Below are 24622 nucleotides of genomic sequence, written 5' to 3' on the forward strand. Positions count from 1 at the left end.
CTAAGCGGCTCTCATGAGCCGCTTTTTTGTTATCAATAAAACCCGTTAAAATAAAGAAAACCGTTTCTGAGTTATCACATGCACAGCGATCTTTTTTCAGACTTAGTCAATCATGGCTTTTTAGAGACAGAAGCAAACCAACTTATTGAAAATGGTGAGTTGCTCGAACTGCCTACACGCCACATTCTTAATCACCAAGGGGAGTTGAGCTCACACCTTTACTTCATCATTGAGGGGTTATGCCACGCAAGCTATCTCACTGAGCACGGCAAAGAATTCAGTAAAGAATTTTATTGGGAGAAGGACTGGGTTATCGGCTTTGAGAGCATAATAAAGGACCAACCTTCGCCTTACTTATTGGAAACGCTGAGCGCTTGTCAGCTATTTTGCTTGCCAATTGAAACGTTGCATCACTGGCGAGCAGAAAAGCACGCCATTTACTTAAAGCTACTCGAAAACCAACTGGTTAATAAAGAGAATAAAGAACGCTTTATGTTGCTCTACTCTCCAGAGGAACGATATCAATTATTTTGCGCTCATTACCCAGATTTAAAGCAACGTATTACCGATAGTCAAATTGCGGCCTACCTGGGCATTACGCCAATCAGTTTGAGTCGAATCAAAGCACGCTTAACCAAAGATCACACTCTCAAATAAACTCAAAAAAGAAAAAAGCTCTTCAAACGAAGAGCTTTGTCTCTGCTATTTGAGCTATTTAAGAATTCGCGCCCGGAACTGGCGCCCTTTCATCTTGCCGTTACTAATGGTCTGTAGAGCCTTTTTAGCCACAGACTTTTCGACGGCAACATAAGCGCGCACAGGGAATAGGTGAATCTTTCCGACTTGAGAGCCTGGAATACCATTTTTTCCTGTCAAACAACCTAAAATATCACCCGGTCGGACTTTCTGTTTCTTACCGCCATCAATGTTAATCGTCACCATTTTCGCTTGGTATGGCTGCTGATTTGATTTGGCAGGCAATGTTGCTGGTACCACGTCCATCTCTAGGTATTCTTCAATACGAGCTACACGTAAACCGTCTTTCTCACCAAAAAAGCTAAACGCTAAACCTTTACTACCCGCACGACCTGTACGACCAATACGGTGCACATGAACCTCAGGATCGCGCGATAGCTCAAAGTTAAAGACTGCGTCAAGATTATCAACGTCCAAACCACGCGCTGCAACGTCTGTTGCAACAAGGATAGACACACTCTTGTTAGCAAACTGCACCAATGCTTGGTCGCGTTCACGCTGCTCTAAGTCCCCATGGATATCGATAACGCTGAATCCTTTGTGATGCAACTCATCTGCGACACTTTGAACTTCTTTTTTGGTATTACAAAAAACCACCGCGGACTCTGGTTGGTGAGTCAGCAGCAAATTCGCCAACGCTTCATCACGTGCTTCCGAGCCTTCAACTTTATAGAAGTACTGCGCAATGCTTGAGGTATCATGCGTCGATTCCACCTTAATCACTTCCGGTGTCTGCATTATACGCTGCGCAATTTGCTCAATTTTTTCTGGAAAAGTAGCACTGAAAAGTAGAGTTTGACGCTGCTTTGGCGCTGCATCGATGATTGCATCTAATGCGTCTTGGAAACCCATGTCCAACATGCGATCAGCTTCATCTAGCACCAAGGTATTCAGTTCGCTAAGATCAATTCGGCCTTTTTCAAGGTGATCCAAAATACGACCAGGTGTACCAACTAGGATATGCGCACCATGCTCTAACGAACCAATTTGTGGCCCCATTGGCATCCCACCGCAGAGAGTAAGCACTTTAATATTATGAATGCCGCGACCTAAAGTACGAATTTCCTTCGCTACTTGGTCTGCAAGCTCACGCGTTGGACACAATACTAATGACTGGACACGAAAGCGTTTGACGTTGAGGTTCGATAAAACCCCTAAACCAAATGCAGCGGTTTTACCTGAGCCCGTTTTACCCTGCCCGATGACATCACGATGTTTTAGGATTGCAGGCAAGCTCAAAGCTTGAATTGGCGTCATGTGGGTATAGTTCAGGGAATCAAGTGTGGCGAGTAACGCTGGGTTCAGCCCAACTTGATCGAATGTTTGTTTGCTCACGGGGATATCCTCAGGTGAGATGGAAAGAGGGCACATTATCACCAGATTTGGTGGGAAAACCAGTGCTAATTAACCTTTGTTAATGAGTATGAGCTCAAAACAAAGTAAAGTCAGTCACTCTATTCTCATTACGGATAACAACATGCTCACTTGGATTACTTTGCCCTTTGCTCAGCTAACAACCACACAGCTGTATGAAATGATGAAATTGCGTGTGGATGTATTCGTTGTTGAACAAACCTGCCCTTACCCTGAACTGGATGGTAAGGACACGCTGGAAGGCGTTTATCATCTAATAGGCTATCACGGTGATGAACTGGTTGCTTGCGCAAGATTACTGCCCGCAGGCACTACGTATGACAATGTGAGTATTGGTCGAGTGGTCACCAAACAAACTGCGCGTGGTGATGGTCTGGGACATAAGTTGCTGGAAGAGGCATTAACACAGTGTGAAATATTGTGGCCAGGACAGACGATTGATATAGGAGCTCAAGAGCATCTCATCCAGTTTTATGCTAGTCATGGATTCAAGGTTATCTCAGAGTGCTATCTTGAAGATGGTATCCCTCATGTGGATATGCGGAAAGAATCCGTAGCGCTATAAGCTTCAACTCGATTGGTTACTATGAAAACTAATCGCTATGAAAAACTAACTAAAAAGACGCGATATCTTCGCGTCTTTTCATTTGAAGCGTTTACTTGTTACGTCCAAAGGTCCCATCCGATAAACGGAAAAACATAACGGACCGCCCGCTTTTTTCCAGCTGTAGCATATCTAACTCACCTTCGTCACTAAGCTTAAAGCGAATCAATTGTCCCTGCTTTATTTGGCTTAGCGGCTTATCACTGCCTTCTATTTTGACCAGAGCGCTAAGATCCGCCATAGAGAGCTGATTACTTCTGAAAACCTGCGCTAATGTATCACCATTTTTAACCGTGTACTCTTTCCAGTCTTCAGATTTCGGTCCAGAGTTCTGAGAGGTTCTCTGCTGGCTTAAACTCTGCGCGTTCAGCTCAATCGCTACGCGTTGATGATCGACCTCAGTCTGCTCAACTGGCTGGTCTGTTTTATTCGGCAAAGGAATAACAAGGAGTACCAGAATCAATGGCACTAAGACCATCAAAGCACGCTGGTGAAATTTAGGCAGACGCAACCAAAACTGCTTAACAGGCTGTATACGCTCCAACCATTGCTCTTTGTTGAACGGCTGCTTCCAGTCGATAGCAGCGAATTTTTGTTTAACCAATTCGACATAGTCGACTTGCTGCTTTTTCTTTCTGCGACGATTCATTGTAATGAGTCCCTTAATACTTCTACGGCCAGTATAAAAATACCGACGCGGAGAGTATATGTTTTTCACCAAACTAAAATGGAATTGGGATTAAATTAGCAGAAATTTCACTTGGAGTAAGAGATAAGTCACAACCTGGCCGCCTCAATTAAGCATTCAGTCGCAATCATTTAAACCTAAGCTCGAAACTGATATCCTGTTACCTTTATCACTCCTAATAAGAGCGACATTCATGTCTGAAATTAAATTTGAAACTGCAGAACAAAAAGCAAGCTACGGCATTGGTCTGCAAATGGGTCAGCAACTTGCAGGCTCTGGTCTTGAAGGTCTTAGCGTTGATGCTATCGCAGCGGGTATTGCAACAGCACTAACTGGTGACATGCCATCAATCGAAATTGATGAAATCAACAAAGCACTACAAGAACTTCACACTCGTGCAGAAACAGCTCGCCAAGAAGCAGCAAAAATTGCGGCAGCAGAAGGCGAAGCGTTCCTAAAAGACAACGCTCTACGACCTGAAGTTAACGTTCTAGACTCTGGTCTTCAGTACGAAATCATTTCTGAAGGTACTGGTGCAGTTCCTACAGCAGAAAGCTCAGTTCGCGTTCACTACCACGGTGAGCTAACTGACGGTACTGTATTCGATAGCTCTGTATCTCGCGGTCAACCTGCTGAATTCCCTGTTACAGGCGTAATCAAAGGTTGGGTAGAGGCACTACAACTAATGCCTGTTGGCTCTAAGTGGAAGCTATACGTACCACAAGATCTTGCGTACGGTGAGCGTGGCGCTGGTGCGGCTATCCCTCCATTTGCAGCTTTAGTTTTCGAAGTAGAACTATTAGATATTATCTAATTGAAACCATTTTCAATTATGATTAAATAAAACGGCGCACTAGCGCCGTTTTTTTGTCTAAACTGAATAGACTTTCTCACCTCTGAACCTTTCACTCTGATAGCCTTTAAAAATAAAATCACTTTTAAAAAACGCTCAACCTTTGGAGGTACTATGCGTAAAACACTCCTAACTCTAGCACTCCTATCAATCAACATTGGTAGTGCGCACGCATTCTTAGATTCAGTTACTCAAAAAAGTAAAGAAAGTGGCCTGATGGACATGGTCGGCAGCAGCTTGAACACCGAGTCATCTCCATTAACAGACATGCTAACTAGCCAATTACCAGTATCCACTGAGCAAGCAGCCGGAGGCAGTGGTGCGCTACTCGCTTTGGCTCAAAGCCAGCTTTCGCAAGAAAATAGTAGTGAATTACAGTCTTTGATTCCTGGACTTTCAAACTTGCAAGGAGCACAAAGCTTACTAGGAAATATTGAGAATATCAGTGCAGTAAAAAGTGCATTCGATACGTTAGGTTTAGACCCATCTATGATCAGTCAGTTTGCTCCAGTAATCTTGGATTACTTGAACAAGCAAGGCGCTAGCGAAGGGCTTCTAAGTTCGTTGGGCGGGTTGTGGAATACTAGTAAATAAGCGTAAGTGATAATCACTTTTTAAATTGCCAGTCTGCATGGGTTGAAATAAATGCAGGCTGGATATAAAGGTTTACTGAATTACAGATACAAAAAAGCCGAGCTAATGCTCGGCTTTCTCGTTCTTACGAACTGATTACTCAGCAGCTTCTTCAGCAGCTGGGCGATCTACAAGCTCAATGTAAGCCATTGGAGCTTTATCACCAGCACGGAAGCCAGCTTTTAGGATACGAGTGTAACCGCCCTGACGAGCAGCAAAACGTGGACCTAGTTCGTTAAATAGTTTTGCAACTACTTCGTTGTCACGAGTACGTGCAAATGCTAGACGACGGTTAGCAACACTGTCAGTCTTAGCTAGTGTAATCAAAGGCTCAACTACGCGACGTAGCTCTTTTGCTTTTGGCAAAGTAGTCTTGATAACTTCATGACGTACTAGAGAGCTAGCCATGTTGCTGAACATCGCTTTGCGATGTGAGCTGTTGCGGTTGAGTTGACGACCACTCTTACGATGGCGCATGACCTAATCCTTCTAACTAGTATCGATTAATCTTCAGCGATTGATGCAGGTGGCCAGTTTTCTAGGCGCATGCCCAGAGACAGACCACGTGACGCAAGTACGTCTTTAATCTCAGTAAGAGATTTTTTACCAAGGTTAGGCGTTTTAAGTAGCTCAACCTCAGTACGTTGTACTAGATCACCGATGTAGTGAATCGCTTCTGCTTTCAGACAGTTAGCAGAGCGAACTGTTAGTTCAAGATCGTCTACAGGACGCAGTAGGATCGGATCGAATTCTGGCTTCTCTTCCTTCTCCTCAGGAACTCGTACATCACGAAGATCTACGAATGCATCCAATTGTTCAGCTAGGATTGTAGCTGCACGACGGATTGCTTCCTCAGGTTCTAGAGTACCGTTTGTTTCCATATCGATAACAAGCTTGTCTAAATCAGTACGCTGTTCTACACGAGCTGCTTCTACAGCGTAGGCAATTTTGTCTACTGGGCTGTAAGTAGCATCTACTAGTAGGCGACCGATAGGACGCTCGTCTTCTTCGTTATGGATACGCGCAGAAGCTGGAACATAACCACGACCACGTTCAACTTTGATACGCATTGCGATCTCAGCGTTGTCATCCGTTAGGTGACAAATTACGTGTTCAGGGTTAGCGATCTCTACATCACCATCATGGGTGATGTCACCTGCAACCACAGGGCCCGAGCCTGATTTGTTCAAAGTAATGAACACTTCATCTTTGCCTTCGGCAACGCGCACAGCCAAACCTTTAAGGTTTAGAAGAATTTCAAGAATATCTTCTTGAACGCCTTCTTTCGTGCTGTACTCATGAAGTACGCCTTCGATTTCTACTTCTGTTACAGCACAACCTGGCATAGAAGATAGAAGGATGCGGCGAAGTGCATTACCCAGAGTATGACCAAAGCCACGCTCTAATGGCTCAAGAGTTACTTTTGCGTGAGTCGAGCTGATTTGTTCGATGTCAACTAGACGTGGCTTAAGAAATTCTGTTACAGAACCCTGCATTGTGTCCTCTCTTTAGTTTAAACCTTACTTAGAGTAAAGCTCGACGATCAATTGTTCGTTGATGTCAGCTGATAGATCAGAACGCTCAGGCATACGCTTGAATGTACCTTCCATCTTGCCACCATCTACTTCAATCCAAGTTGGTTTTTCACGTTGTTCAGCAACTTCTAGAGCTGCTTTGATACGAGCTTGCTGTTTAGCTTTCTCGCGAATAGAAACAACGTCATTAGCCGCTACTTTGAAAGAAGGAACGTTTACAACTTTACCGTTTACTAGGATAGCTTTGTGGCTAACTAGCTGACGTGCTTCTGCGCGAGTTGCGCCAAAGCCCATGCGGTAAACTACGTTATCAAGACGACCTTCAAGAAGCTGAAGTAGGTTTTCACCAGTGTTGCCTTTTAGGCGAGCAGCTTCTTTGTAGTAGTTACGGAATTGTTTTTCTAAAACGCCGTACATACGACGTACTTTTTGCTTCTCACGAAGCTGAACGCCATACTCAGATAGACGACCGCGACGAGCGCCGTGTACACCTGGTGCGTTATCAATTTTACACTTGGTATCGATCGCGCGAACACCAGACTTAAGGAATAAGTCAGTGCCTTCACGACGGCTAAGCTTCAGCTTAGGACCCAAATATCTTGCCATGATTCTTCTCCAATTGTCCTAGAAACGTTATACGCGACGTTTCTTAGGTGGACGACAACCGTTATGAGGGATTGGTGTAGCATCAACGATGTTTGTGATGCGGAAACCAGCGGCGTTTAGTGCACGAACAGTAGATTCGCGACCTGGACCAGGACCCTTAACCATAACTTCCAAGTTCTTTAGGCCGTATTCTTTAGCCATTTCAGCACAACGCTCAGCAGCAACCTGTGCAGCGAACGGAGTAGACTTACGAGAACCACGGAAACCAGAACCACCTGCAGTAGCCCATGCAAGAGCGTTACCTTGACGGTCAGTAATGGTTACGATTGTGTTATTGAAAGAAGCATGGATGTGCGCAACGCCATCTGCAACTTGCTTGCGTACGCGCTTACGAGCGCGAGTTGGTTGTTTAGCCATTGTACTCTACCTTCCCGATTATTTCTTGATCGGCTTACGCGGACCCTTACGGGTGCGAGCGTTGGTTTTAGTACGCTGTCCACGTAGTGGTAGACTGCGACGATGACGAAGACCACGGTAACAGCCAAGGTCCATAAGACGCTTGATGTTCATAGATACTTCACGACGTAGATCACCTTCTACAGTGTACTTAGCTACACCATCACGCAGTTGATCGATCTGCTCTTCAGTTAGTTCACTGATCTTAACATTTTCAGCAATACCCACTTCAGCTAGGATAGCTTGAGAGCGAGTTTTACCGATGCCGTAGATCGCTGTTAGAGCGATTACTGCATGTTTCTGATCAGGAATGTTAATGCCTGCTATACGGGCCATTATTCACTCCTAAGTGTTTCTATAAAAGAATTAGCCGCAGCAAAGCCCGTTATGGATACGCTGCGGAATACTACTTCTTTTGCACGCAAAAGGTAGGCCGAGGAATATACTCGACCCAACCTTCATTTTCAAGTAAAAATTTCTGCTAATTAGCCTTGGCGCTGTTTGTGCTTTGGCTCACTGCAAATCACGCGAACGACACCGTTACGCTTGATTACTTTACAGTTACGGCAGATTTTTTTAACGGAAGCACGAACTTTCATTGCTAAACTCCGTAAATGAAACTGAGTCTACCGCCGGATTAACGGCCGTAGCCTTTCAGATTCGCTTTCTTCAACACAGAATCATACTGTTGAGACATCAGATGAGTCTGTACCTGTGCCATAAAGTCCATAATTACAACAACTACGATTAGTAGCGATGTACCGCCGAAGTAGAAACGTACGTTCCACGCGACCATCATGAACTCGGGAATCAGACAGATAAAGGTAATGTACAGTGCACCAGCAAGGGTTAGACGTGTCATTACTTTATCAATGTATTTCGCTGTCTGCTCACCTGGGCGGATACCGGGTACGAATGCACCAGACTTCTTCAAGTTATCTGCTGTTTCACGTGGGTTGAAAACCAACGCAGTGTAGAAGAAACAGAAGAAGATAATTGCTGCTGCATAAAGCATTACATACAACGGTTGACCTGGGCTAAGAGCCAAAGACACGTCAGTTAACCAACCAAACGCGCTGCTCTCACCGTTTTGACCAAACCACTGAGCCAATGTTCCTGGGAACAAGATAATACTTGATGCAAAAATCGCTGGAATTACACCTGCCATGTTAATTTTAAGAGGCAAGTGCGAGCTTTGCGCAGCAAATACTTTACGACCTTGTTGACGTTTCGCATAGTTAACGACGATTCGGCGTTGACCACGTTCCATGAAAACAACGAAGTAAATTACTGCAAAAGCTAATACCGCGATTAGCAACAGAAGAAGTACATGCAATTCACCTTGACGCGCTTGCTCGATTGTTTGACCGATTGCAGAAGGCAATCCAGCAACAATACCTGCAAAAATTAGTATCGAAATACCATTACCAATTCCGCGCTCTGTAATTTGTTCACCTAACCACATCAAGAACATGGTACCGGTTACTAAACTTACGGTAGCAATTAGCGTAAACATGGTTTGGTTGATAACAACCAGATTGTCGACCATGTTTGGTAGGCCAGTTGCAATACCTATAGCTTGGAAGGTTGCAAGTACAAGCGTGCCGTAGCGTGTGTATTGGCTTATCTTACGACGGCCTGCTTCACCCTCTTTTTTGAGTTCAGCTAACGCTGGATGAACTACAGTTAGCAATTGGACAACAATAGATGCCGAAATATACGGCATGATGCCCAATGCTAATATAGATGCACGCTCAAGAGCACCACCGGAGAACATGTTAAACATTTCAACGATGGTACCTTTTTGCTGTTCGAACAAATCGGCAAGTACAGCAGCGTCAATACCAGGAATCGGCACAAAAGAGCCGGCTCGGAATACTAAAAGTGCACCAATTACGAATAACAAGCGCGACTTTAGTTCACTTAAGCCGCTCTGAGCACTACGAAAATCTTGTCCTGGTTTCTTAGCCATCTGTACCTCGTTCCTCGAGATTATTCCTCGATTTTACCGCCTGCAGCTTCGATTGCAGCTTTAGCGCCTTTAGTCACACGTAGACCTTTAACAGTCACTGCTTTGTTGATTTCACCAGAAAGAACAACTTTTACAAATTCGATGTTCTTAGTGATGATGTTAGCAGCTTTAAGACTGTTTAGATCAACTACGTCACCAGAAACTTTCGCTAGCTCAGCTAGACGAACTTCAGCAGACACTAGACTCTTACGAGAAGTGAAACCGAATTTTGGTAGACGTTGTTTCAGAGGCATCTGACCGCCTTCGAAACCTGGACGAACACTGCCGCCAGAACGTGATTTTTGACCTTTGTGACCACGGCCACCAGTTTTACCTAGGCCTGAACCGATACCACGACCTACTCGCTTCGCAGAAGTTTTCGCGCCAGCAGCCGGTGCTAGAGTATTCAAACGCATTCTGATTACTCCTCAACTTTAACCATGTAGTAAACCTTGTTGATCATACCGCGAATACACGGAGTATCTTCAAGTTCTACTGTGTGGTTGATTTTACGAAGACCTAGACCGCGCAAAGTAGCTTTGTGCTTTGGCAGACGACCAATTGAGCTTTTAGTTTGAGTTACTTTAATAGTTGCCATGGTGTTCTTACTCCGAAATAGATTCAACAGTTAGACCACGTTTAGCAGCAACCATTTCTGGTGACTTCATGCTACCTAGTGCATCGATCGTTGCACGAACGATGTTGATAGGGTTCGTAGAACCGTACGCTTTAGATAGTACGTTGTGTACACCAGCAACTTCTAGTACTGCACGCATCGCACCACCTGCGATAACACCAGTACCTTCTGCAGCAGGCTGCATGTAAACTTTAGAGCCCGAATGGCGACCTTTCACTGGGTGGTGAAGAGTGCCTTCGTTTAGAGCGATCGTAGTCATATTACGACGCGCTTTTTCCATTGCTTTTTGAATCGCTGCAGGTACTTCACGAGCTTTGCCGTAACCGAAACCTACACGACCGTTACCGTCACCAACTACTGTTAGTGCAGTGAAGCTCATGATTCGACCACCTTTAACCGTTTTAGAAACACGGTTAACTGCGATTAGCTTTTCTTGCAAATCATTCGCTTGAACTTGTTGTTCTTTAGCCATCTTCCAACCCTACCTTAGAATTTCAGACCAGCTTCGCGAGCAGATTCTGCTAGCGCCGCTACTCGACCGTGGTATTGGAAACCAGAACGATCAAATGCAACTGCAGTTACGCCCTTCTCTAGAGCGCGCTCAGCAATAGCTTTACCCACTGCTTTAGCTGCATCAACGTTACCAGTGTATTTCACTTGCTCACGGATCGCTTTTTCTACAGTAGAAGCTGCTGCGATAACCTCAGAGCCGTTAGCCGCGATAACCTGTGCGTACACGTGACGAGGAGTACGGTGTACAACTAGGCGAGTCGCACCCAGTTCTGCAATCTTACGACGTGCACGTGTAGCACGACGGATGCGAGATGCTTTCTTATCCATAGTGTTACCTTACTTCTTCTTAGCTTCTTTAGTACGCACATTTTCATCTGCGTAACGAACACCTTTGCCTTTGTATGGCTCAGGCTCACGGTAAGAACGAATGTCAGCCGCAACTTGACCAACTAGTTGCTTGTCAGCACCAGTGATCACGATTTCAGTTTGGCTTGGACATTCAGCTTTAATACCCGCTGGCAACTCGTGCTCAACTGGGTGTGAGAAGCCTAGTGTTAGACCTACAGCGTTGCCTTTGATAGCAGCACGGTAACCTACACCTTTAAGAGTTAGCTTCTTAGTAAAGCCTTCAGTAACACCAACAACCATGTTGTTAACTAGAGCGCGAGCAGTACCTGCTTGAGCCCATGCGTTAGCAACACCTTCTTTAGGACCGAAAGTCAGGTTATTTTCTTCCTGAGCGATTACAACTGCGTTGTTAAGAACGCGAGTTAGTTCGCCTTTCGCACCTTTTACAGTGATTTCTTGGCCGTTTAGTTTCACCTCTACGCCAGCTGGAATAGCGACAGGTGCTTTTGCAACACGAGACATAGTCTACTCCTTATTAAGCTACGTAAGCGATGATTTCACCACCAAGACCTGCTTTACGTGCAGCGCGGTCTGACATAAGACCCTTGGAAGTAGAAACGATAGCAATACCAAGACCACCCATTACAGAAGGAAGTTCATCTTTCTTCTTGTAAACACGTAGACCTGGACGAGAAACACGTTTAAGTTGCTCGATTACTGGTTTAGCTTGGAAGTACTTAAGTGTAACTTCTAGCTCAGGTTTTGCTTCGCCTTCGACAGCGAAGTCAACGATGTAACCTTCAGCTTTTAGTAGTGCAGCAATTGCAACTTTAAGCTTTGAAGAAGGCATTTTTACAGCAACCTTGTTTGCTGCCTGACCGTTACGAACGCGGGTCAGCATATCCGAAATCGGATCTTGCATGCTCATATGATTTACTCCAAATGATTAAGTGGCAATTACCAGCTAGCCTTACGAAGACCCGGAATCTCGCCTTTCATGCAAGCTTCACGAACCTTAATACGGCTTAGACCGAACTTACGTAGGTAACCGTGTGGACGACCAGTTTGGTTGCAACGGTTGCGCTGACGTGATGCACTTGAATCACGTGGAAGAGATTGCAGTGTAAGAACCGCGTTCCAACGATCTTCTTCAGATGCGTTTACATCGCTGATGATAGCTTTTAGCGCTGCACGCTTTTCAGCGAACTTAGCTACTAGCTTCGCACGTTTTGCTTCACGTGCTTTCATTGAATTTTTAGCCATAACAGTAACCCTTCACCTTACTTACGGAATGGGAAGTTAAAGGCAGCCAGCAGAGCACGGCCTTCCTCATCAGTACCAGCAGACGTCGTAATAGTGATGTCTAGACCGCGTACTCGATCAACTTTATCAAAGTCGATTTCCGGGAAGATGATTTGCTCGCGAACGCCCATGCTGTAGTTACCGCGACCGTCAAAAGACTTAGCGCTAACACCACGGAAGTCACGTACACGTGGAAGAGCGATGTTAATTAAACGCTCAAGAAAATCCCACATACGTTCGCCACGCAAGGTTACTTTACAACCGATAGGGTAGCCTTCACGGATTTTGAAACCTGCAACAGATTTGCGCGCTTTTGTGATAAGTGGCTTTTGACCAGAGATCGTTGCCATATCAGACGCTGCATTTTCTAGCAGTTTCTTATCGTTGATTGCTTCACCAACACCCATGTTTAGGGTGATTTTCTCGATTCTAGGGACTTGCATGACGCTTGTGTAACCGAACTGTTTGGTCAGTTCAGCGACTACAGACGACTTGTAGTAATCATGCAGTTTCGCCATAGTAGAACTCCAAATTACTTCTATTAGTTAGAAACGGTTTCGCCGTTAGACTTGAAGAAACGAACTTTTTTGCCGTCTTCAAAACGGAAACCGATACGGTCAGCTTTACCAGTAGCTGCGTTAAAGATAGCCACGTTAGAAACGTCGATAGCTGCTTCTTGCTCTACGATACCGCCTTGGATACCCATAGCTGGAACAGGTTTCTGATGTTTCTTAACTAGGTTGATACCTTCAACGATAACTTTACCAGTTGCTAGAACCTTAGTTACTTTACCTTTCTTGCCTTTGTCTTTACCAGCAAGAACGATTACTTCGTCATTACGACGGATTTTAGCTGCCATTTCTACGTGCTCCTTACAGAACTTCTGGAGCCAGTGAAACGATCTTCATGAACTTATCGCCACGAAGTTCGCGTGTCACAGGACCAAAGATACGTGTACCGATTGGTTGCTCAGTATTGTCGTTTAGCAATACGCAAGCATTTCGGTCGAAGCGAATGACAGAACCGTCAGGACGACGTACGCCTTTACGGGTGCGCACTACCACCGCCTTCAGAACATCACCTTTTTTAACTTTACCGCGAGGGATTGCTTCCTTCACAGTAACTTTGATGACGTCACCGATATGTGCATAACGGCGGTGAGAGCCACCCAGAACCTTAATACACATTACGCTGCGTGCGCCTGAGTTATCAGCTGCGTCCAGCATACTTTGCATTTGGATCATGTTAGTGCTCCGCTAAATATTAATAACTAGACCCATCACGGGTCGGGCTGCCTCTTTAAAAGGGACGCGAATTGTACCACCCTTTTTTGTGATTGGGTAGTCAAAAAATAAACGGCTCCAAAAATATTTTGGAGCCGCTTTAGTTTCATAGAATTAACGAGATTAAATCTTCGCCTTTTCTAGAACTTTTACCAAAGTCCAAGACTTAGTCTTAGACAGTGGACGACACTCTGCGATTTCAACTGTGTCGCCTAGGCCACACTCGTTGTTCTCGTCATGTGCGTGTACTTTAGTCGTACGTTTTACGTATTTACCGTAGATTGGGTGTTTTACGAAACGTTCGATAGCAACAGTGATAGACTTGTCCATCTTGTCGCTAACAACACGACCTTGTTGAGTACGTTTTACTTCGCTCATTATGCGCCTGCCTTCTCAGTCAAAACAGTTTTCACACGTGCGATATCACGGCGTACAGCTTTCAGAGTATGAGTTTGCTGTAGTTGACCAGTCGCAGCTTGCATGCGCAAGTTGAACTGTTCGCGTAGCAAATTCATTAGCTCAGCGTTAAGCTCTTCAACGCTTTTCTCGCGTAGATCTTGTGCTTTCATCACATCACCTGCTTAGTTACAAATGTAGTTTTGAAAGGCAGTTTACGTGCCGCAAGACGGAACGCTTCACGTGCCAATTCTTCAGGTACACCACCCATTTCGTACATAACCTTACCAGGTTGGATTTGGGCTACCCAGTACTCAACGTTACCTTTACCCTTACCTTGACGAACTTCAAGTGGTTTTTCTGTGATTGGTTTGTCTGGGAACACACGGATCCAGATTTTACCTTGACGCTTAACGTGACGTGTCATTGCACGACGTGCCGCTTCGATTTGACGAGCAGTTAGACGACCACGGCCAACAGCTTTAAGACCGAATTCGCCGAAGCTTACATCAGTACCTTTAGCTAGACCACGGTTACGACCAGTCTGAACCTTACGGAACTTAGTACGTTTAGGTTGTAGCATCTGTCGACTCCTTACTTACGGCCTTTACGCTGCTTCTTAGGCTTGTCGCCTTTAGGCTCTACAGCGTTAGCTGCTGGCATACCACCTAGGATTTCACCTTTGAAGATCCAAGTTTTAATGCCGATCACACCGTATTGAGTGTGAGCCGAAGAAGTTGCGTAATCAATGTCAGCACGTAGAGTGTGTAGAGGCACACGGCCTTCACGGTACCACTCTGAACGTGCGATTTCAGCGCCGCCTAGACGACCGCTTACTTCCACTTTGATACCTTTAGCGCCTAGGCGCATAGCGTTTTGTACTGCGCGCTTCATAGCACGACGGAACATAACACGACGCTCTAGCTGAGACGCGATGCTGTCACCAACAAGTTGCGCATCTAGTTCAGGCTTACGTACTTCAGCGATGTTAATTTGCGCTGGTACACCTGCAATTTTAGCTACAGCTGCGCGTAGCTTCTCAACGTCTTCACCTTTCTTACCGATAACAACGCCTGGACGAGCAGTGTGAATAGTCACACGGATGCTCTTAGCAGGACGCTCGATAACGATACGTGATAGAGACGCTTTTTTCAGTTCACTTGTAAGGAACTGACGTACCTTGAAGTCGCCGTCTAGGTTGTCAGCGAAATCTTTGGTGTTAGCAAACCATGTAGCATTCCAAGGCTTAACGATGCCTAGACGAATACCATTTGGATGTACTTTTTGACCCATTGCTTACTCTCCTAGTCTCTAGCGATCTGCTACAACAACAGTGATGTGGCTTGAACGCTTCAAGATACGATCCGCACGACCTTTAGCACGAGGCATAATACGCTTCATGGTTGGGCCTTCATCTACAAAGATTTTTGCGACATTCAGATCGTCAATATCTGCACCTTCGTTGTGCTCCGCGTTAGCGATAGCAGACTCTAGAACTTTCTTAACTAGTGCAGCAGCTTTTTTGTTGCTGAACGTTAGGATTTCTAGAGCTTGGTCAACAGATTTACCACGGATTAGATCCGCAACTAAGCGAGCTTTCTGAGGCGAAATGCGAGCAAAGTTATGTTTAGCAATTGCTTCCATTATCTACTCCTTAGCGCTTCTTAGCTTTCTTATCCGCAGCGTGACCGCGGTAAGTACGTGTTGGTGCGAATTCACCCAGTTTGTGACCGATCATTTCATCAGTTACAAATACTGGTACGTGCTGACGACCATTATGGACAGCGATGGTCAAACCGATCATCGTAGGGATGATCATTGAACGACGGGACCAAGTCTTAATAGGCTTTTTGTCTCCGCTTTCCACCGCTTTCTCTACCTTCTTCAGCAAGTGTAGGTCAATAAAAGGACCTTTCTTGAGAGAACGTGGCATGGCGATTCCTCTTTATATAGATTACTTGTTACGACGACGTACGATGTACTTGTCAGTGCGTTTGTTCTTACGAGTCTTGAAGCCTTTAGTAGGCATACCCCAAGGAGATACTGGGTGACGACCACCAGAAGTACGGCCTTCACCACCACCATGTGGGTGGTCAATCGGGTTCATTACAACACCACGAACCGTTGGACGGATACCGCGATGACGTGATGCACCTGCTTTACCAAGTTCACGTAGCATGTGCTCAGAGTTACCAACTTCACCGATTGTTGCACGGCCTTCAGAAAGAACTTTGCGCATCTCGCCAGAACGTAGACGGATAGTTACGTACGCACCGTCGCGAGCAACGATTTGAGCGTAAGCACCAGCCGAACGAGCTAGCTGACCACCTTTACCAGGCTTAAGTTCAACGTTATGTACTGTTGAACCTACTGGGATATTACGCATTGGTAGAGTGTTACCAGCTTTGATTGGTGCATCAACACCAGACTGAATAACATCACCAGCTACAACACCTTTAGGTGCTAGGATGTAGCGACGCTCACCGTCTTTGTAAAGAACTAGAGCAATGTTTGCGCTACGGTTTGGATCGTATTCAAGACGCTCAACTGTCGCTGGAATACCATCTTTAGTACGTTTGAAGTCAACTACACGGTAGTGGTGCTTGTGACCACCGCCGATGTGACGTACTGTGATACGACCCTTGTTGTTACGACCACCGTTCTTAGAGTTTTTCTCTAGAAGAGGTGCGTATGGCTTGCCCTTGTGTAGGTCAGCGTTAACAACTTTAACAACGTGACGACGACCAGGGGAAGTCGGCTTACATTTAACAATAGCCATTTTTAACTACTCCTGTTATTCCGCGCCGCCAACGAAGTCAAGATCTTGACCTTCTTTCAAAGTAACGTACGCTTTCTTAACGTCGCTGCGGCGACCTTGGCGTAGACCTTGACGTTTGGTCTTACCCTTAGTGATAAGAGTATTTACAGACTTAACTTCAACTTCAAATAGCTTTTCTACAGCTGCTTTGATCTCTTTTTTAGTCGCATCTTTAGCTACTTTGAAAACGATAGTGTTCGCTTTCTCAGCTGCCATAGTTGCTTTTTCAGAGATGTGCGGTGCACGTAGAACTTTTAGGATACGCTCTTCAGTGATCATGCTAGCATTTCCTCTACTTGCTTAACTGCTTCTGCAGTCATTACAACTTTGTCAAACGCGATTAGAGATACTGGATCGATACCAGCAACATCACGTGCGTCAACTTTGTATAGGTTACGAGCAGCTAGGAATAGATTCTCATCTACTTCGCTAGTCACGATTAGAGCGTCAGTTAGCTCAAGCTCTTTAAGCTTAGCAACTAGCTCTTTAGTCTTTGGTGCTTCAACTGAGAAGTTATCAACAACGATTAGACGCTCTTGACGAACAAGCTCAGAAAGAATGCTCTTCATAGCACCACGGTACATTTTTTTGTTTACTTTTTGGCTGTGATCTTGTGGTTTCGCAGCAAAAGTAACACCACCTGTACGCCAGATTGGGCTACGGATTGTACCAGCACGCGCACGGCCAGTACCTTTTTGACGCCATGGCTTAGCGCCACCGCCAGAAACTTCTGAACGTGTTTTTTGAGCACGAGTACCTTGACGAGCACCTGCTGCGTACGCAACAACTACTTGGTGTACAAGAGCTTCGTTAAACTCACGTCCGAAAGTAGTTTCGGAAACAGTTAGTGCATCGGCACCTTTAACCATTAGTTCCATTACTTACTCCTGAGACGTTATGCTTTAACAGCTGGTTTAACGATCACGTTGCCGCCAGTTGCGCCTGGGACTGCACCTTTAATAAGAAGCAGGTTGCGCTCAGCGTCAACACGTACGATCTCTAGGTTTTGAGTCGTTACACGCTCAGCACCCATGTGACCTGCCATTTTCTTGCCTTTAAATACGCGACCTGGAGTCTGACATTGACCGATAGAACCAGGAGCACGGTGAGACAATGAGTTACCGTGAGTCATATCTTGAGTACGGAAGTTCCAACGCTTAACAGCGCCTTGGAAACCTTTACCCTTAGATGTACCAGTAACGTCTACTTTCTTAGTTTCGTTGAATAGTTCAACAGTTAGTTCTGAACCAACTTCGAACTCTTCGCCGTTTTCTAAACGGAATTCCCAAAGACCGCGACCAGCTTCAACGCCAGCTTTAGCAAAGTGACCTGCTTCAGCTTTGTTTACACGGTTAGCTTTCTTAGAACCAGCTGTAACCTGGATTGCTGCGTAGCCGTCAGTTTCAAGAGTTTTCACTTGAGAAACACGGTTAGCTTCAACCTCAACAACTGTTACTGGGATAGAAACGCCTTCTTCAGTAAATACGCGGGTCATGCCCACTTTACGACCGATTAGACCAATCATACTTCTAATCTCCCTTAACCTAGGCTAATTTGAACGTCAACGCCCGCAGCAAGGTCTAGACGCATTAGAGCATCAACAGTCTTGTCTGTTGGCTCAACGATGTCGATTAGACGCTTGTGAGTACGGATTTCGTACTGGTCACGTGCTTTCTTGTTAACGTGTGGAGAGATAAGAACTGTGAAACGCTCTTTACGAGTTGGCAGTGGGATTGGACCACGAACCTGTGCGCCAGTGCGCTTAGCTGTTTCAACGATTTCCGCTGTAGAAGCATCGATTAGTTTGTAATCGAAAGCTTTTAGGCGGATACGGATACGTTGGTTCTGCATGAGACAGAGCTCCAAATTTAATAAATTACACAAACAATATCGCCACTCAAACTCGTCAAGACGAGAGAATGCCGATTGATTTATGTGAAACCGTAGCATCCAAGATTAGGACGCATTGTCAGTTAATTTTCGATTAACTATCCCTATATGCCAAAGTCACCTTTGAGGATAGTTTTTCCGAAGAAAAGATAGCTAATTGTATTAACCGCGAACATAAGCTGAGTATACATTACCTCACAAATCCTTAGATTTGCTCGCTCCTCACTGCTCATTGGTTCACAACTGGCTTAACCAGTGCGCTGCATTATACAGATCACACTTTAGGTTGCAAGCGCTGAGTGAAAAATAATCGGGAATATTCCAAACCCTATACATCTCTCTTCGCTTGGTAGCCATTAAACAAAAAGGACGCCGAAGCGTCCTTTTCTAAACTGTAATCGTAATAGCGGCTGCTATTATTTCTTACCGCTTGATAGTGCACCGAAACGCTTGTTGAAGCGATCAACACGGCCGCCTGTATCAACGATACGTTGCTTACCAGTGTAGAATGGGTGACACTTGTCACATACGTCTAGGTGGATAGACTCTTTACCTAGAGTAGAGTTGAACTCAAAAGAGTTGCCGCAAGAACAAGTCGCTTTTACTGCTTTGTATTCTGGGTGGATACCAGCTTTCATGGGATAACCTCAATAGTAGGCCGTGTCGCTATACGAATCTAAGCCGCACACCACACGCAATTAATAATAAAATGGGATACCGCATCAACTAATTGCCGAAGCCATATCTCAAGGCGCGATATAGTAAAGAATCACATTGCTCGGATCAACACATTTGGCAACTTTTTCGCCACTTTTTTAGCCAGACTAATCATAGAGGCACGATTCACGCTGAATCATATTGCTTTACTCGAATTTCCATACCGATTTTAATAGACTCTCATTTCCTTTCCCTCTTTTTAATAGCTAAAAATTTATGCGCCCAACCATTGCTAGAGTGGCATTACCCGTTCCGCTCGACAAACAATTTGATTACGCCATTCCGGGGCACCTGTTTCCGATCATTGGCGGGCGCGTATCCGTACCTTTTGGACGTCAAACGTTAGTTGGCATCGTCACCGCAATGGTAAACCACTCCGACTTTCCTAAAGATCAGCTTAAGCCAATCAAAGCGGTATTAGACTCCCAACCGATATGGCCAGAGACGCTTTATTCTCTGCTAAATTGGTGCAGCCAGTTCTACCAATACCCACTTGGAGATACGCTACACAATGCGATGCCAGCAGCTCTACGTAAAGGAAAGCCTGCAGATTTTGCGACGCTACAAGAGTGGCAAATTACCGAATCCGGTAAAGACAAGCTGATGCAAGGGCTTGATCGTCGAGCGGTCAAACAACAGAAGGTCTTGCAAATGTTGGTTAACTGCGCTTTGCCTCACCAGGAATTTGTCGACCAAGAGATAGCCTCAACAGTACTAAAGTCTTTAGAAGAGAAAGGCTGGATTGAACGTATCGAGAAGAAGCCTGCAATCACCCAGTGGGGACAGCACGTTGAATGCGACGTCGAGAAGCCAAAGCTCAACCACGAACAAGCGCTGGCTATTGCGAGTGTAAATAGCCAAACAGGTTTTGCTTGCTATTTATTAGAGGGAGTAACTGGCTCTGGTAAAACAGAAGTTTACTTAAACCTTATCAAGCCAGTTTTAGAGCAAGGGAAACAAGCATTAGTTTTAGTACCTGAGATCGGTCTAACGCCCCAAACCATCAACCGCTTTAAGCATCGATTTAATGTCCCGGTAGACGTGATTCATTCAGGTTTGAATGAAACCGAGCGACTTAACGCTTGGCTTTCTGCCAGGGATAAAGCAGCGGGAATCATCATTGGCACTCGTTCAGCCCTGCTCACACCTTTTGCTGATTTGGGGATTATTATCGTGGATGAAGAGCATGACGCTTCTTATAAGCAACAAGACAGCTTGCGTTACCACGCTCGTGATGTTGCTGTCATGCGCGCCCATAAAGAGCAAGTACCGATTATCCTGGGCTCAGCCACACCTGCACTGGAGACATTGCACAATGCCCTGTCAGGCAAGTATCACCATTTAACACTAACCCGACGAGCTGGCTCTGCCGTACCAACCACCAATAAAGTGTTAGATGTAAAAGGTCAGTATTTAGAAAGTGGCTTATCTGCCCAACTGATTGCCGAGATGCGCAAGCATTTAAAAGCAGGCAATCAAGTGATGTTGTTTCTTAACCGTCGAGGCTTTTCGCCCGCTTTGATGTGCCATGAATGCGGTTGGATTGCAGAATGTAAACGCTGTGATGCGTACTATACGTTCCACCATTACAGCAACGAAATACGCTGCCATCACTGCGGATCACAACAACCGGTGATTCATCAATGTCAGGGGTGTGGTTCAACTCAATTGGTTACCGTCGGCGTAGGAACGGAACAACTCGAACAACAATTGGCTCAGTTATTTCCAGAATACAACGCTATTCGCATCGACAGAGACAGCACACGTCGCAAAGGTAGTTTGGAAGATGCCCTTGAATCAATTCGTAAAGGTGAACATCAAATTCTGATTGGCACCCAAATGCTGGCTAAGGGGCACCATTTTCCAAATGTAACGCTCGTTGCTCTTTTGGATGTTGATGGCTCTCTCTATAGTAGCGACTTCCGCGCTTCCGAGAGACTAGCGCAGTTGTTTATTCAGGTCGCAGGTCGTGCCGGCCGCGCAAGTAAACCTGGCGAGGTTATCCTGCAAACCCACCATCCTGAGCACAGCTTGCTGCAGGCCCTGCTTCAAAAAGACTATCGCCACTTTGCTATGACTGCTCTGGAAGAACGCAAACTGGCTCAGCTTCCGCCTTATAGTTTCTTGACTCTTTTCAAAGCAGAGGCAAACCAAAGTGAGGTAGTTGAAGACTTCCTGCGTCAGGTTCGTTTTACGTTAGAGTCACACCCTCTGTTCGATGATTCTTGTATGGTATTAGGCCCAACTCCTTCACCTTTGGCTAAGCGGGCTGGTAAATACCGCTGGCAACTATTACTACAAACTCAACATCGTTCATTGATGCAAAAGTTATTAACCAGTGCCAAACCTGCTATTGAGTTGTTGCCAAATGCTAAGAAAGTACGCTGGAATTTAGACATAGAACCACAAGATCTCAGCTAGCAAACGTTTAACTATGTAATGAATTACCATTTAATGTGACCAAAATCACACCGAGATTGCAATTTTTGTTAAACAGACCGTAACTTTCACTTTAGAAATGAATAGACTATCCAAATTAGAAAAGTCTAAAGTGACTTGTTTGCACAGGCTTAAATTAAAACAATGACTATTCCCATAAATTGATATCGCGGTGAAGAATCCATTTTCCCAATCGTTAACACGAACTGAGCGAAGAGCAAACACAGCTCTAACTCGGTTGATTACTCTGATTTCAAACCGGAATAACGTCACCTTGGCAAAAAATAAATGAGAGGTTAAAAACTATGGCGACAATGAAGGATGTTGCCCAGCTTGCGGGAGTGTCTACGGCTACGGTATCTCGAGCCTTAATGAATCCAGAGAAGGTCTCTTCTTCTACAAGAAAGAGAGTAGAAGAAGCCGTACTTGAAGCGGGTTATTCTCCAAACTCATTAGCGCGTAACTTACGTAGAAACGAATCAAAAACCATTGTTACTATCGTTCCCGACATCTGTGATCCTTATTTTTCTGAAATTATTCGCGGTATTGAAGATGCAGCCATGGAACATGGCTATCTAGTCCTTCTGGGCGATAGCGGACAACAGAAGAAACGCGAAAGCTCTTTCGTTAATCTCGTATTTACTAAGCAGGCAGATGGAATGCTACTGCTTGGTACAGATCTACCATTCGATGTCAGTAAGCCAGAACAAAAGAACTTACCTCCGATGGTAATGGCGTGTGAATTTGCGCCTGAACTCGAGCTTCCGACAGTACATATTGACAACCTGACCTCAGCATTTGAAGCGGTGAATTACCTGACCCAATTAGGTCATAAAAGCATTGCTCAAATCTCTGGACCAGATACAGCAATATTGTGTCAGTTCCGCCAACAAGGCTACCAACAAGCCCTGCGCCGTGCCGGCATCAATAAAGATCCACAATATAGTGTCATTACTGAATTCTCTTTTGATGGCGGAGCAAAAGCCGTTCGTAAACTGCTCGAATTGCCAGAGCCACCAACGGCTATTTTCTGTCACTGTGACACAATGGCCATCGGCGCAATTCAAGAAGCGAAAAAGCTTGGCTTACGAGTCCCGCAAGATCTCTCTGTTGTGGGCTTTGATGACATTAACTTCGCTCAGTACTGCGATCCACCGTTGACCACTATCTCTCAGCCTCGCTATGAGATTGGTCGACAAGCAATGCTAATGATGCTCGAGATGTTAAAAGGCCACGACGTGCATTCAGGCTCGCGTCTGCTTGAAACTAATCTCGTCATTCGCGGAAGTGCAGCGCCACCACAGCGCCCTTAACCTAAAGATTAGTATTCATCCCTAAAGCGGTGCTAAGGCGCCGCTTTTTATTTACCCTCCTGCTTTTTGTGTATCCCTGAATAAATATAAGCGAGAACTGAAACACCCCCCTATACTCGGGCGTTGTCGCGCTTTAGCTATCAAGATTCTATCAATAGGGTGTTTTCTCAACTCGTTCTGGATTAACATATTTGCAAGAATCCTTGATGACCAGAAATAACCGTGGCAAATAGAGATTATGTAAGACGGGGGCGAGGCGCCCCAAAAAAGTCGACAAAAAAACAGCCGCCGATAAGAAAAAAGCCTTGGCGTAGTGGTCTGCTCGCTATCTTGCTAGTGGGTAGTTTTGGCTATGGTCTTTACCTTTTGAGTAGCGATCCAGAACCTAAACAGCCTGTAGTGAAACAGCCAACAACCACTGTAAGTAAACCAAAACCGAAAAAAGATTTGCCGCCACCACCAGAAGAAAAATGGGAATATGTTGAGTCACTACCGAAACGTGAAGTTGAAGTTGTGGCCAAAGAAATTGAAGTTTCTAAAATTCCTTACATCATGCAGTGTGGCGCGTACAAAACCCAGGCACAAGCAGAAGAGCGCAAGCTTGCAATCGCATTCCAAGGGATGTCGAGCAAGATTCGTAAGAAAGAAGGCAGTTCATGGTATCGCGTGGTACTAGGTCCGTATAAGTTCAAACGTGATGCAGAACGTGACCGTCATAAACTGCAACGCGCGAAAATCGAGCCGTGCGCGATTTGGAAAGAAAATCTTTAAACTCAGGCCCTAGGAGCTAAGATCCTAGGGCCTTTCTTTTTGCCCCCTTGAATCCCCATTTCTCCTCCCCCATATACTGAATTAAATCCAAAGAGAAATAATCAAGAGGTCGACTGTGACTACCATTGTATCTGTACGTCGAAATAATAAAGTCGTCATCGCGGGTGATGGCCAAGTATCTCTAGGCAATACCGTAATGAAAGGTAATGCGCGCAAAGTTCGCCGCCTATACAACAACCAAGTACTAGCGGGCTTTGCCGGCGGTACTGCGGATGCCTTCACCCTTTTTGAGCGCTTCGAAAGCAAACTGCAAATGCACCAAGGTCACCTAACCAAAGCAGCAGTTGAGCTAGCCAAAGACTGGCGTAGCGATCGTGCTCTGCGCAAGCTCGAAGCCTTACTTGCCGTTGCCGACGAAACCGCATCGTTAATCATTACCGGTAATGGTGATGTCGTACAGCCAGAACACGACCTGATTGCGATTGGCTCTGGTGGTGCTTACGCACAAGCAGCAGCAACCGCCCTACTAGAAAACACAGATCTAGATGCTCGTGAGATCGCGGAAAAAGCTCTTAATATCGCGGGTGATATTTGTGTCTTCACTAACCATCACCACACGGTAGAAGAGCTAGACTCAACAGTAGAGCCTGAAAAACCAACCGCGTAATCGTAACGAAGT

At 45.3% G+C, this 24622-nt stretch carries 39 protein-coding genes; 8 read left to right on the forward strand and 31 right to left on the reverse strand.

The annotated features are described in order from the left end of the window. The first annotated feature begins 78 nt into the window (after positions 1-78). Positions 79-657: a Crp/Fnr family transcriptional regulator gene (locus R8N46_RS11870; protein ID WP_033906009.1), complete on the forward strand. Its 579-nt coding sequence runs from the start codon at positions 79-81 to the stop codon at positions 655-657. A gap of 54 nt (positions 658-711) precedes the next feature. On the opposite strand, the gene dbpA is transcribed toward R8N46_RS11870, so the two are convergent. Further along, positions 712-2091 (reverse strand): ATP-dependent RNA helicase DbpA, encoded by a 1380-nt coding sequence (gene dbpA / locus R8N46_RS11875; RefSeq protein WP_005379583.1) that lies wholly within the window; start codon positions 2089-2091, stop codon positions 712-714. Between the two features lie 142 nt (positions 2092-2233). On the opposite strand from dbpA, the gene R8N46_RS11880 reads away from it, so the two are divergent. Next, positions 2234-2695, forward strand: a complete 462-nt coding sequence (locus tag R8N46_RS11880) for a GNAT family N-acetyltransferase (protein WP_213877241.1) — start codon at positions 2234-2236, stop codon at positions 2693-2695. A gap of 91 nt (positions 2696-2786) precedes the next feature. Here R8N46_RS11880 and R8N46_RS11885 read toward each other — a convergent pair whose 3' ends face one another. Then, the gene (locus R8N46_RS11885) at positions 2787-3383 is read right to left on the reverse strand and encodes a LysM-like peptidoglycan-binding domain-containing protein (RefSeq protein WP_017820296.1); all 597 of its coding nucleotides are present in this window, start codon (positions 3381-3383) and stop codon (positions 2787-2789) included. 232 nt (positions 3384-3615) lie between these two features. Between R8N46_RS11885 and R8N46_RS11890 the strand changes: the two genes are divergently transcribed. Next, positions 3616-4236, forward strand: coding sequence for an FKBP-type peptidyl-prolyl cis-trans isomerase (locus R8N46_RS11890; RefSeq protein ID WP_005383137.1), 621 nt, complete (start codon positions 3616-3618; stop codon positions 4234-4236). Between the two features lie 153 nt (positions 4237-4389). Then, on the forward strand, positions 4390-4869 hold the full coding sequence (locus tag R8N46_RS11895; RefSeq protein ID WP_017820297.1) for a DUF2780 domain-containing protein: 480 nt from the start codon (positions 4390-4392) through the stop codon (positions 4867-4869). Positions 4870-5004: 135 nt separating this feature from the next. Here R8N46_RS11895 and rplQ read toward each other — a convergent pair whose 3' ends face one another. From rplQ to rpmE, 29 genes are all read right to left on the reverse strand, one after another. Continuing rightward, positions 5005-5385: a 50S ribosomal protein L17 gene (gene rplQ / locus R8N46_RS11900; protein ID WP_005383141.1), complete on the reverse strand. Its 381-nt coding sequence runs from the start codon at positions 5383-5385 to the stop codon at positions 5005-5007. A 26-nt stretch (positions 5386-5411) separates the two neighbouring features. Beyond that, a complete protein-coding gene (locus R8N46_RS11905; protein WP_005383143.1) occupies positions 5412-6404 on the reverse strand; it encodes a DNA-directed RNA polymerase subunit alpha in 993 nt (330 codons plus the stop codon). 24 nt (positions 6405-6428) lie between these two features. Next, positions 6429-7049, reverse strand: coding sequence for a 30S ribosomal protein S4 (gene rpsD / locus R8N46_RS11910; protein ID WP_005383146.1), 621 nt, complete (start codon positions 7047-7049; stop codon positions 6429-6431). Positions 7050-7076: 27 nt separating this feature from the next. Then, positions 7077-7466: a 30S ribosomal protein S11 gene (gene rpsK / locus R8N46_RS11915; protein WP_001118870.1), complete on the reverse strand. Its 390-nt coding sequence runs from the start codon at positions 7464-7466 to the stop codon at positions 7077-7079. A gap of 18 nt (positions 7467-7484) precedes the next feature. Then, entirely contained in the window at positions 7485-7841 is a 357-nt protein-coding gene (rpsM, locus tag R8N46_RS11920; RefSeq protein WP_005383154.1) for a 30S ribosomal protein S13, read from the reverse strand. A 149-nt stretch (positions 7842-7990) separates the two neighbouring features. Then, entirely contained in the window at positions 7991-8104 is a 114-nt protein-coding gene (gene rpmJ, locus R8N46_RS11925) for a 50S ribosomal protein L36 (protein WP_000868186.1), read from the reverse strand. A gap of 38 nt (positions 8105-8142) precedes the next feature. Continuing rightward, complete coding sequence (secY, locus tag R8N46_RS11930; protein WP_005379562.1) at positions 8143-9477, reverse strand: preprotein translocase subunit SecY; 1335 nt, start codon at positions 9475-9477, stop codon at positions 8143-8145. 20 nt (positions 9478-9497) lie between these two features. Next, positions 9498-9932, reverse strand: a complete 435-nt coding sequence (rplO, locus tag R8N46_RS11935; protein ID WP_005383155.1) for a 50S ribosomal protein L15 — start codon at positions 9930-9932, stop codon at positions 9498-9500. Between the two features lie 5 nt (positions 9933-9937). Beyond that, positions 9938-10114, reverse strand: coding sequence for a 50S ribosomal protein L30 (rpmD, locus tag R8N46_RS11940; protein ID WP_005379565.1), 177 nt, complete (start codon positions 10112-10114; stop codon positions 9938-9940). A gap of 7 nt (positions 10115-10121) precedes the next feature. Next, on the reverse strand, positions 10122-10625 hold the full coding sequence (gene rpsE / locus R8N46_RS11945) for a 30S ribosomal protein S5 (protein ID WP_004745894.1): 504 nt from the start codon (positions 10623-10625) through the stop codon (positions 10122-10124). Between the two features lie 14 nt (positions 10626-10639). After that, positions 10640-10993: a 50S ribosomal protein L18 gene (rplR, locus tag R8N46_RS11950; protein ID WP_005379568.1), complete on the reverse strand. Its 354-nt coding sequence runs from the start codon at positions 10991-10993 to the stop codon at positions 10640-10642. A gap of 9 nt (positions 10994-11002) precedes the next feature. Continuing rightward, positions 11003-11536, reverse strand: a complete 534-nt coding sequence (rplF, locus tag R8N46_RS11955) for a 50S ribosomal protein L6 (RefSeq protein WP_005379570.1) — start codon at positions 11534-11536, stop codon at positions 11003-11005. Between the two features lie 13 nt (positions 11537-11549). Next, positions 11550-11942 (reverse strand): 30S ribosomal protein S8, encoded by a 393-nt coding sequence (gene rpsH, locus R8N46_RS11960; RefSeq protein ID WP_005379572.1) that lies wholly within the window; start codon positions 11940-11942, stop codon positions 11550-11552. A 29-nt stretch (positions 11943-11971) separates the two neighbouring features. Beyond that, positions 11972-12277 (reverse strand): 30S ribosomal protein S14, encoded by a 306-nt coding sequence (gene rpsN / locus R8N46_RS11965; RefSeq protein ID WP_004410442.1) that lies wholly within the window; start codon positions 12275-12277, stop codon positions 11972-11974. Between the two features lie 17 nt (positions 12278-12294). Further along, positions 12295-12834, reverse strand: a complete 540-nt coding sequence (rplE, locus tag R8N46_RS11970; protein ID WP_005379573.1) for a 50S ribosomal protein L5 — start codon at positions 12832-12834, stop codon at positions 12295-12297. A 23-nt stretch (positions 12835-12857) separates the two neighbouring features. After that, positions 12858-13175: a 50S ribosomal protein L24 gene (gene rplX, locus R8N46_RS11975; protein WP_005379574.1), complete on the reverse strand. Its 318-nt coding sequence runs from the start codon at positions 13173-13175 to the stop codon at positions 12858-12860. 13 nt (positions 13176-13188) lie between these two features. Further along, the gene (rplN, locus tag R8N46_RS11980; RefSeq protein ID WP_004410450.1) at positions 13189-13560 is read right to left on the reverse strand and encodes a 50S ribosomal protein L14; all 372 of its coding nucleotides are present in this window, start codon (positions 13558-13560) and stop codon (positions 13189-13191) included. Between the two features lie 162 nt (positions 13561-13722). Next, complete coding sequence (gene rpsQ / locus R8N46_RS11985; RefSeq protein ID WP_005379575.1) at positions 13723-13977, reverse strand: 30S ribosomal protein S17; 255 nt, start codon at positions 13975-13977, stop codon at positions 13723-13725. Beyond that, positions 13977-14168, reverse strand: coding sequence for a 50S ribosomal protein L29 (gene rpmC / locus R8N46_RS11990; RefSeq protein WP_005379576.1), 192 nt, complete (start codon positions 14166-14168; stop codon positions 13977-13979). The genes rpsQ and rpmC overlap by 1 nt, the downstream gene beginning before the upstream one ends. Next, positions 14168-14578 carry a 50S ribosomal protein L16 gene (gene rplP, locus R8N46_RS11995; protein ID WP_005379577.1) on the reverse strand — a complete coding sequence of 137 codons (411 nt, stop codon included), beginning with the start codon at positions 14576-14578 and terminating at the stop codon, positions 14168-14170. The genes rpmC and rplP overlap by 1 nt, the downstream gene beginning before the upstream one ends. An 11-nt stretch (positions 14579-14589) precedes the next feature. Beyond that, complete coding sequence (rpsC, locus tag R8N46_RS12000; protein WP_005383161.1) at positions 14590-15288, reverse strand: 30S ribosomal protein S3; 699 nt, start codon at positions 15286-15288, stop codon at positions 14590-14592. Positions 15289-15306: 18 nt separating this feature from the next. Beyond that, positions 15307-15639: a 50S ribosomal protein L22 gene (rplV, locus tag R8N46_RS12005; protein WP_005383164.1), complete on the reverse strand. Its 333-nt coding sequence runs from the start codon at positions 15637-15639 to the stop codon at positions 15307-15309. Positions 15640-15649: 10 nt separating this feature from the next. Beyond that, positions 15650-15928: a 30S ribosomal protein S19 gene (gene rpsS / locus R8N46_RS12010; RefSeq protein ID WP_004394525.1), complete on the reverse strand. Its 279-nt coding sequence runs from the start codon at positions 15926-15928 to the stop codon at positions 15650-15652. A gap of 21 nt (positions 15929-15949) precedes the next feature. Beyond that, positions 15950-16774, reverse strand: a complete 825-nt coding sequence (gene rplB / locus R8N46_RS12015) for a 50S ribosomal protein L2 (protein ID WP_005383168.1) — start codon at positions 16772-16774, stop codon at positions 15950-15952. 15 nt (positions 16775-16789) lie between these two features. Beyond that, on the reverse strand, positions 16790-17092 hold the full coding sequence (rplW, locus tag R8N46_RS12020) for a 50S ribosomal protein L23 (protein ID WP_004398471.1): 303 nt from the start codon (positions 17090-17092) through the stop codon (positions 16790-16792). Further along, on the reverse strand, positions 17089-17691 hold the full coding sequence (gene rplD, locus R8N46_RS12025) for a 50S ribosomal protein L4 (RefSeq protein ID WP_005379556.1): 603 nt from the start codon (positions 17689-17691) through the stop codon (positions 17089-17091). Before rplD ends, rplW begins: the two co-directional genes overlap by 4 nt. A gap of 17 nt (positions 17692-17708) precedes the next feature. Continuing rightward, positions 17709-18338 (reverse strand): 50S ribosomal protein L3, encoded by a 630-nt coding sequence (gene rplC, locus R8N46_RS12030; RefSeq protein ID WP_005379555.1) that lies wholly within the window; start codon positions 18336-18338, stop codon positions 17709-17711. 14 nt (positions 18339-18352) lie between these two features. Next, on the reverse strand, positions 18353-18664 hold the full coding sequence (gene rpsJ / locus R8N46_RS12035; protein WP_004410492.1) for a 30S ribosomal protein S10: 312 nt from the start codon (positions 18662-18664) through the stop codon (positions 18353-18355). A 455-nt stretch (positions 18665-19119) separates the two neighbouring features. Further along, a complete protein-coding gene (gene rpmE, locus R8N46_RS12040; RefSeq protein WP_005379546.1) occupies positions 19120-19341 on the reverse strand; it encodes a 50S ribosomal protein L31 in 222 nt (73 codons plus the stop codon). A 295-nt stretch (positions 19342-19636) separates the two neighbouring features. On the opposite strand from rpmE, the gene priA reads away from it, so the two are divergent. The 4 genes from priA to hslV all read left to right on the forward strand — a co-directional run bounded on the left by priA (position 19637) and on the right by hslV (position 24610). Beyond that, complete coding sequence (gene priA / locus R8N46_RS12045; RefSeq protein WP_205390687.1) at positions 19637-21841, forward strand: primosomal protein N'; 2205 nt, start codon at positions 19637-19639, stop codon at positions 21839-21841. 302 nt (positions 21842-22143) lie between these two features. Next, positions 22144-23172, forward strand: coding sequence for a DNA-binding transcriptional regulator CytR (gene cytR, locus R8N46_RS12050; protein WP_257978021.1), 1029 nt, complete (start codon positions 22144-22146; stop codon positions 23170-23172). Positions 23173-23394: 222 nt separating this feature from the next. Continuing rightward, on the forward strand, positions 23395-23943 hold the full coding sequence (gene ftsN / locus R8N46_RS12055; protein WP_025998522.1) for a cell division protein FtsN: 549 nt from the start codon (positions 23395-23397) through the stop codon (positions 23941-23943). Positions 23944-24058: 115 nt separating this feature from the next. Beyond that, positions 24059-24610: an ATP-dependent protease subunit HslV gene (hslV, locus tag R8N46_RS12060; RefSeq protein ID WP_005383176.1), complete on the forward strand. Its 552-nt coding sequence runs from the start codon at positions 24059-24061 to the stop codon at positions 24608-24610. Positions 24611-24622 lie beyond the last annotated feature (12 nt).

The organism is Vibrio sp. 1874, from assembly GCF_033344395.1.
GTDB classification, from domain to species: domain Bacteria; phylum Pseudomonadota; class Gammaproteobacteria; order Enterobacterales; family Vibrionaceae; genus Vibrio; species Vibrio alginolyticus.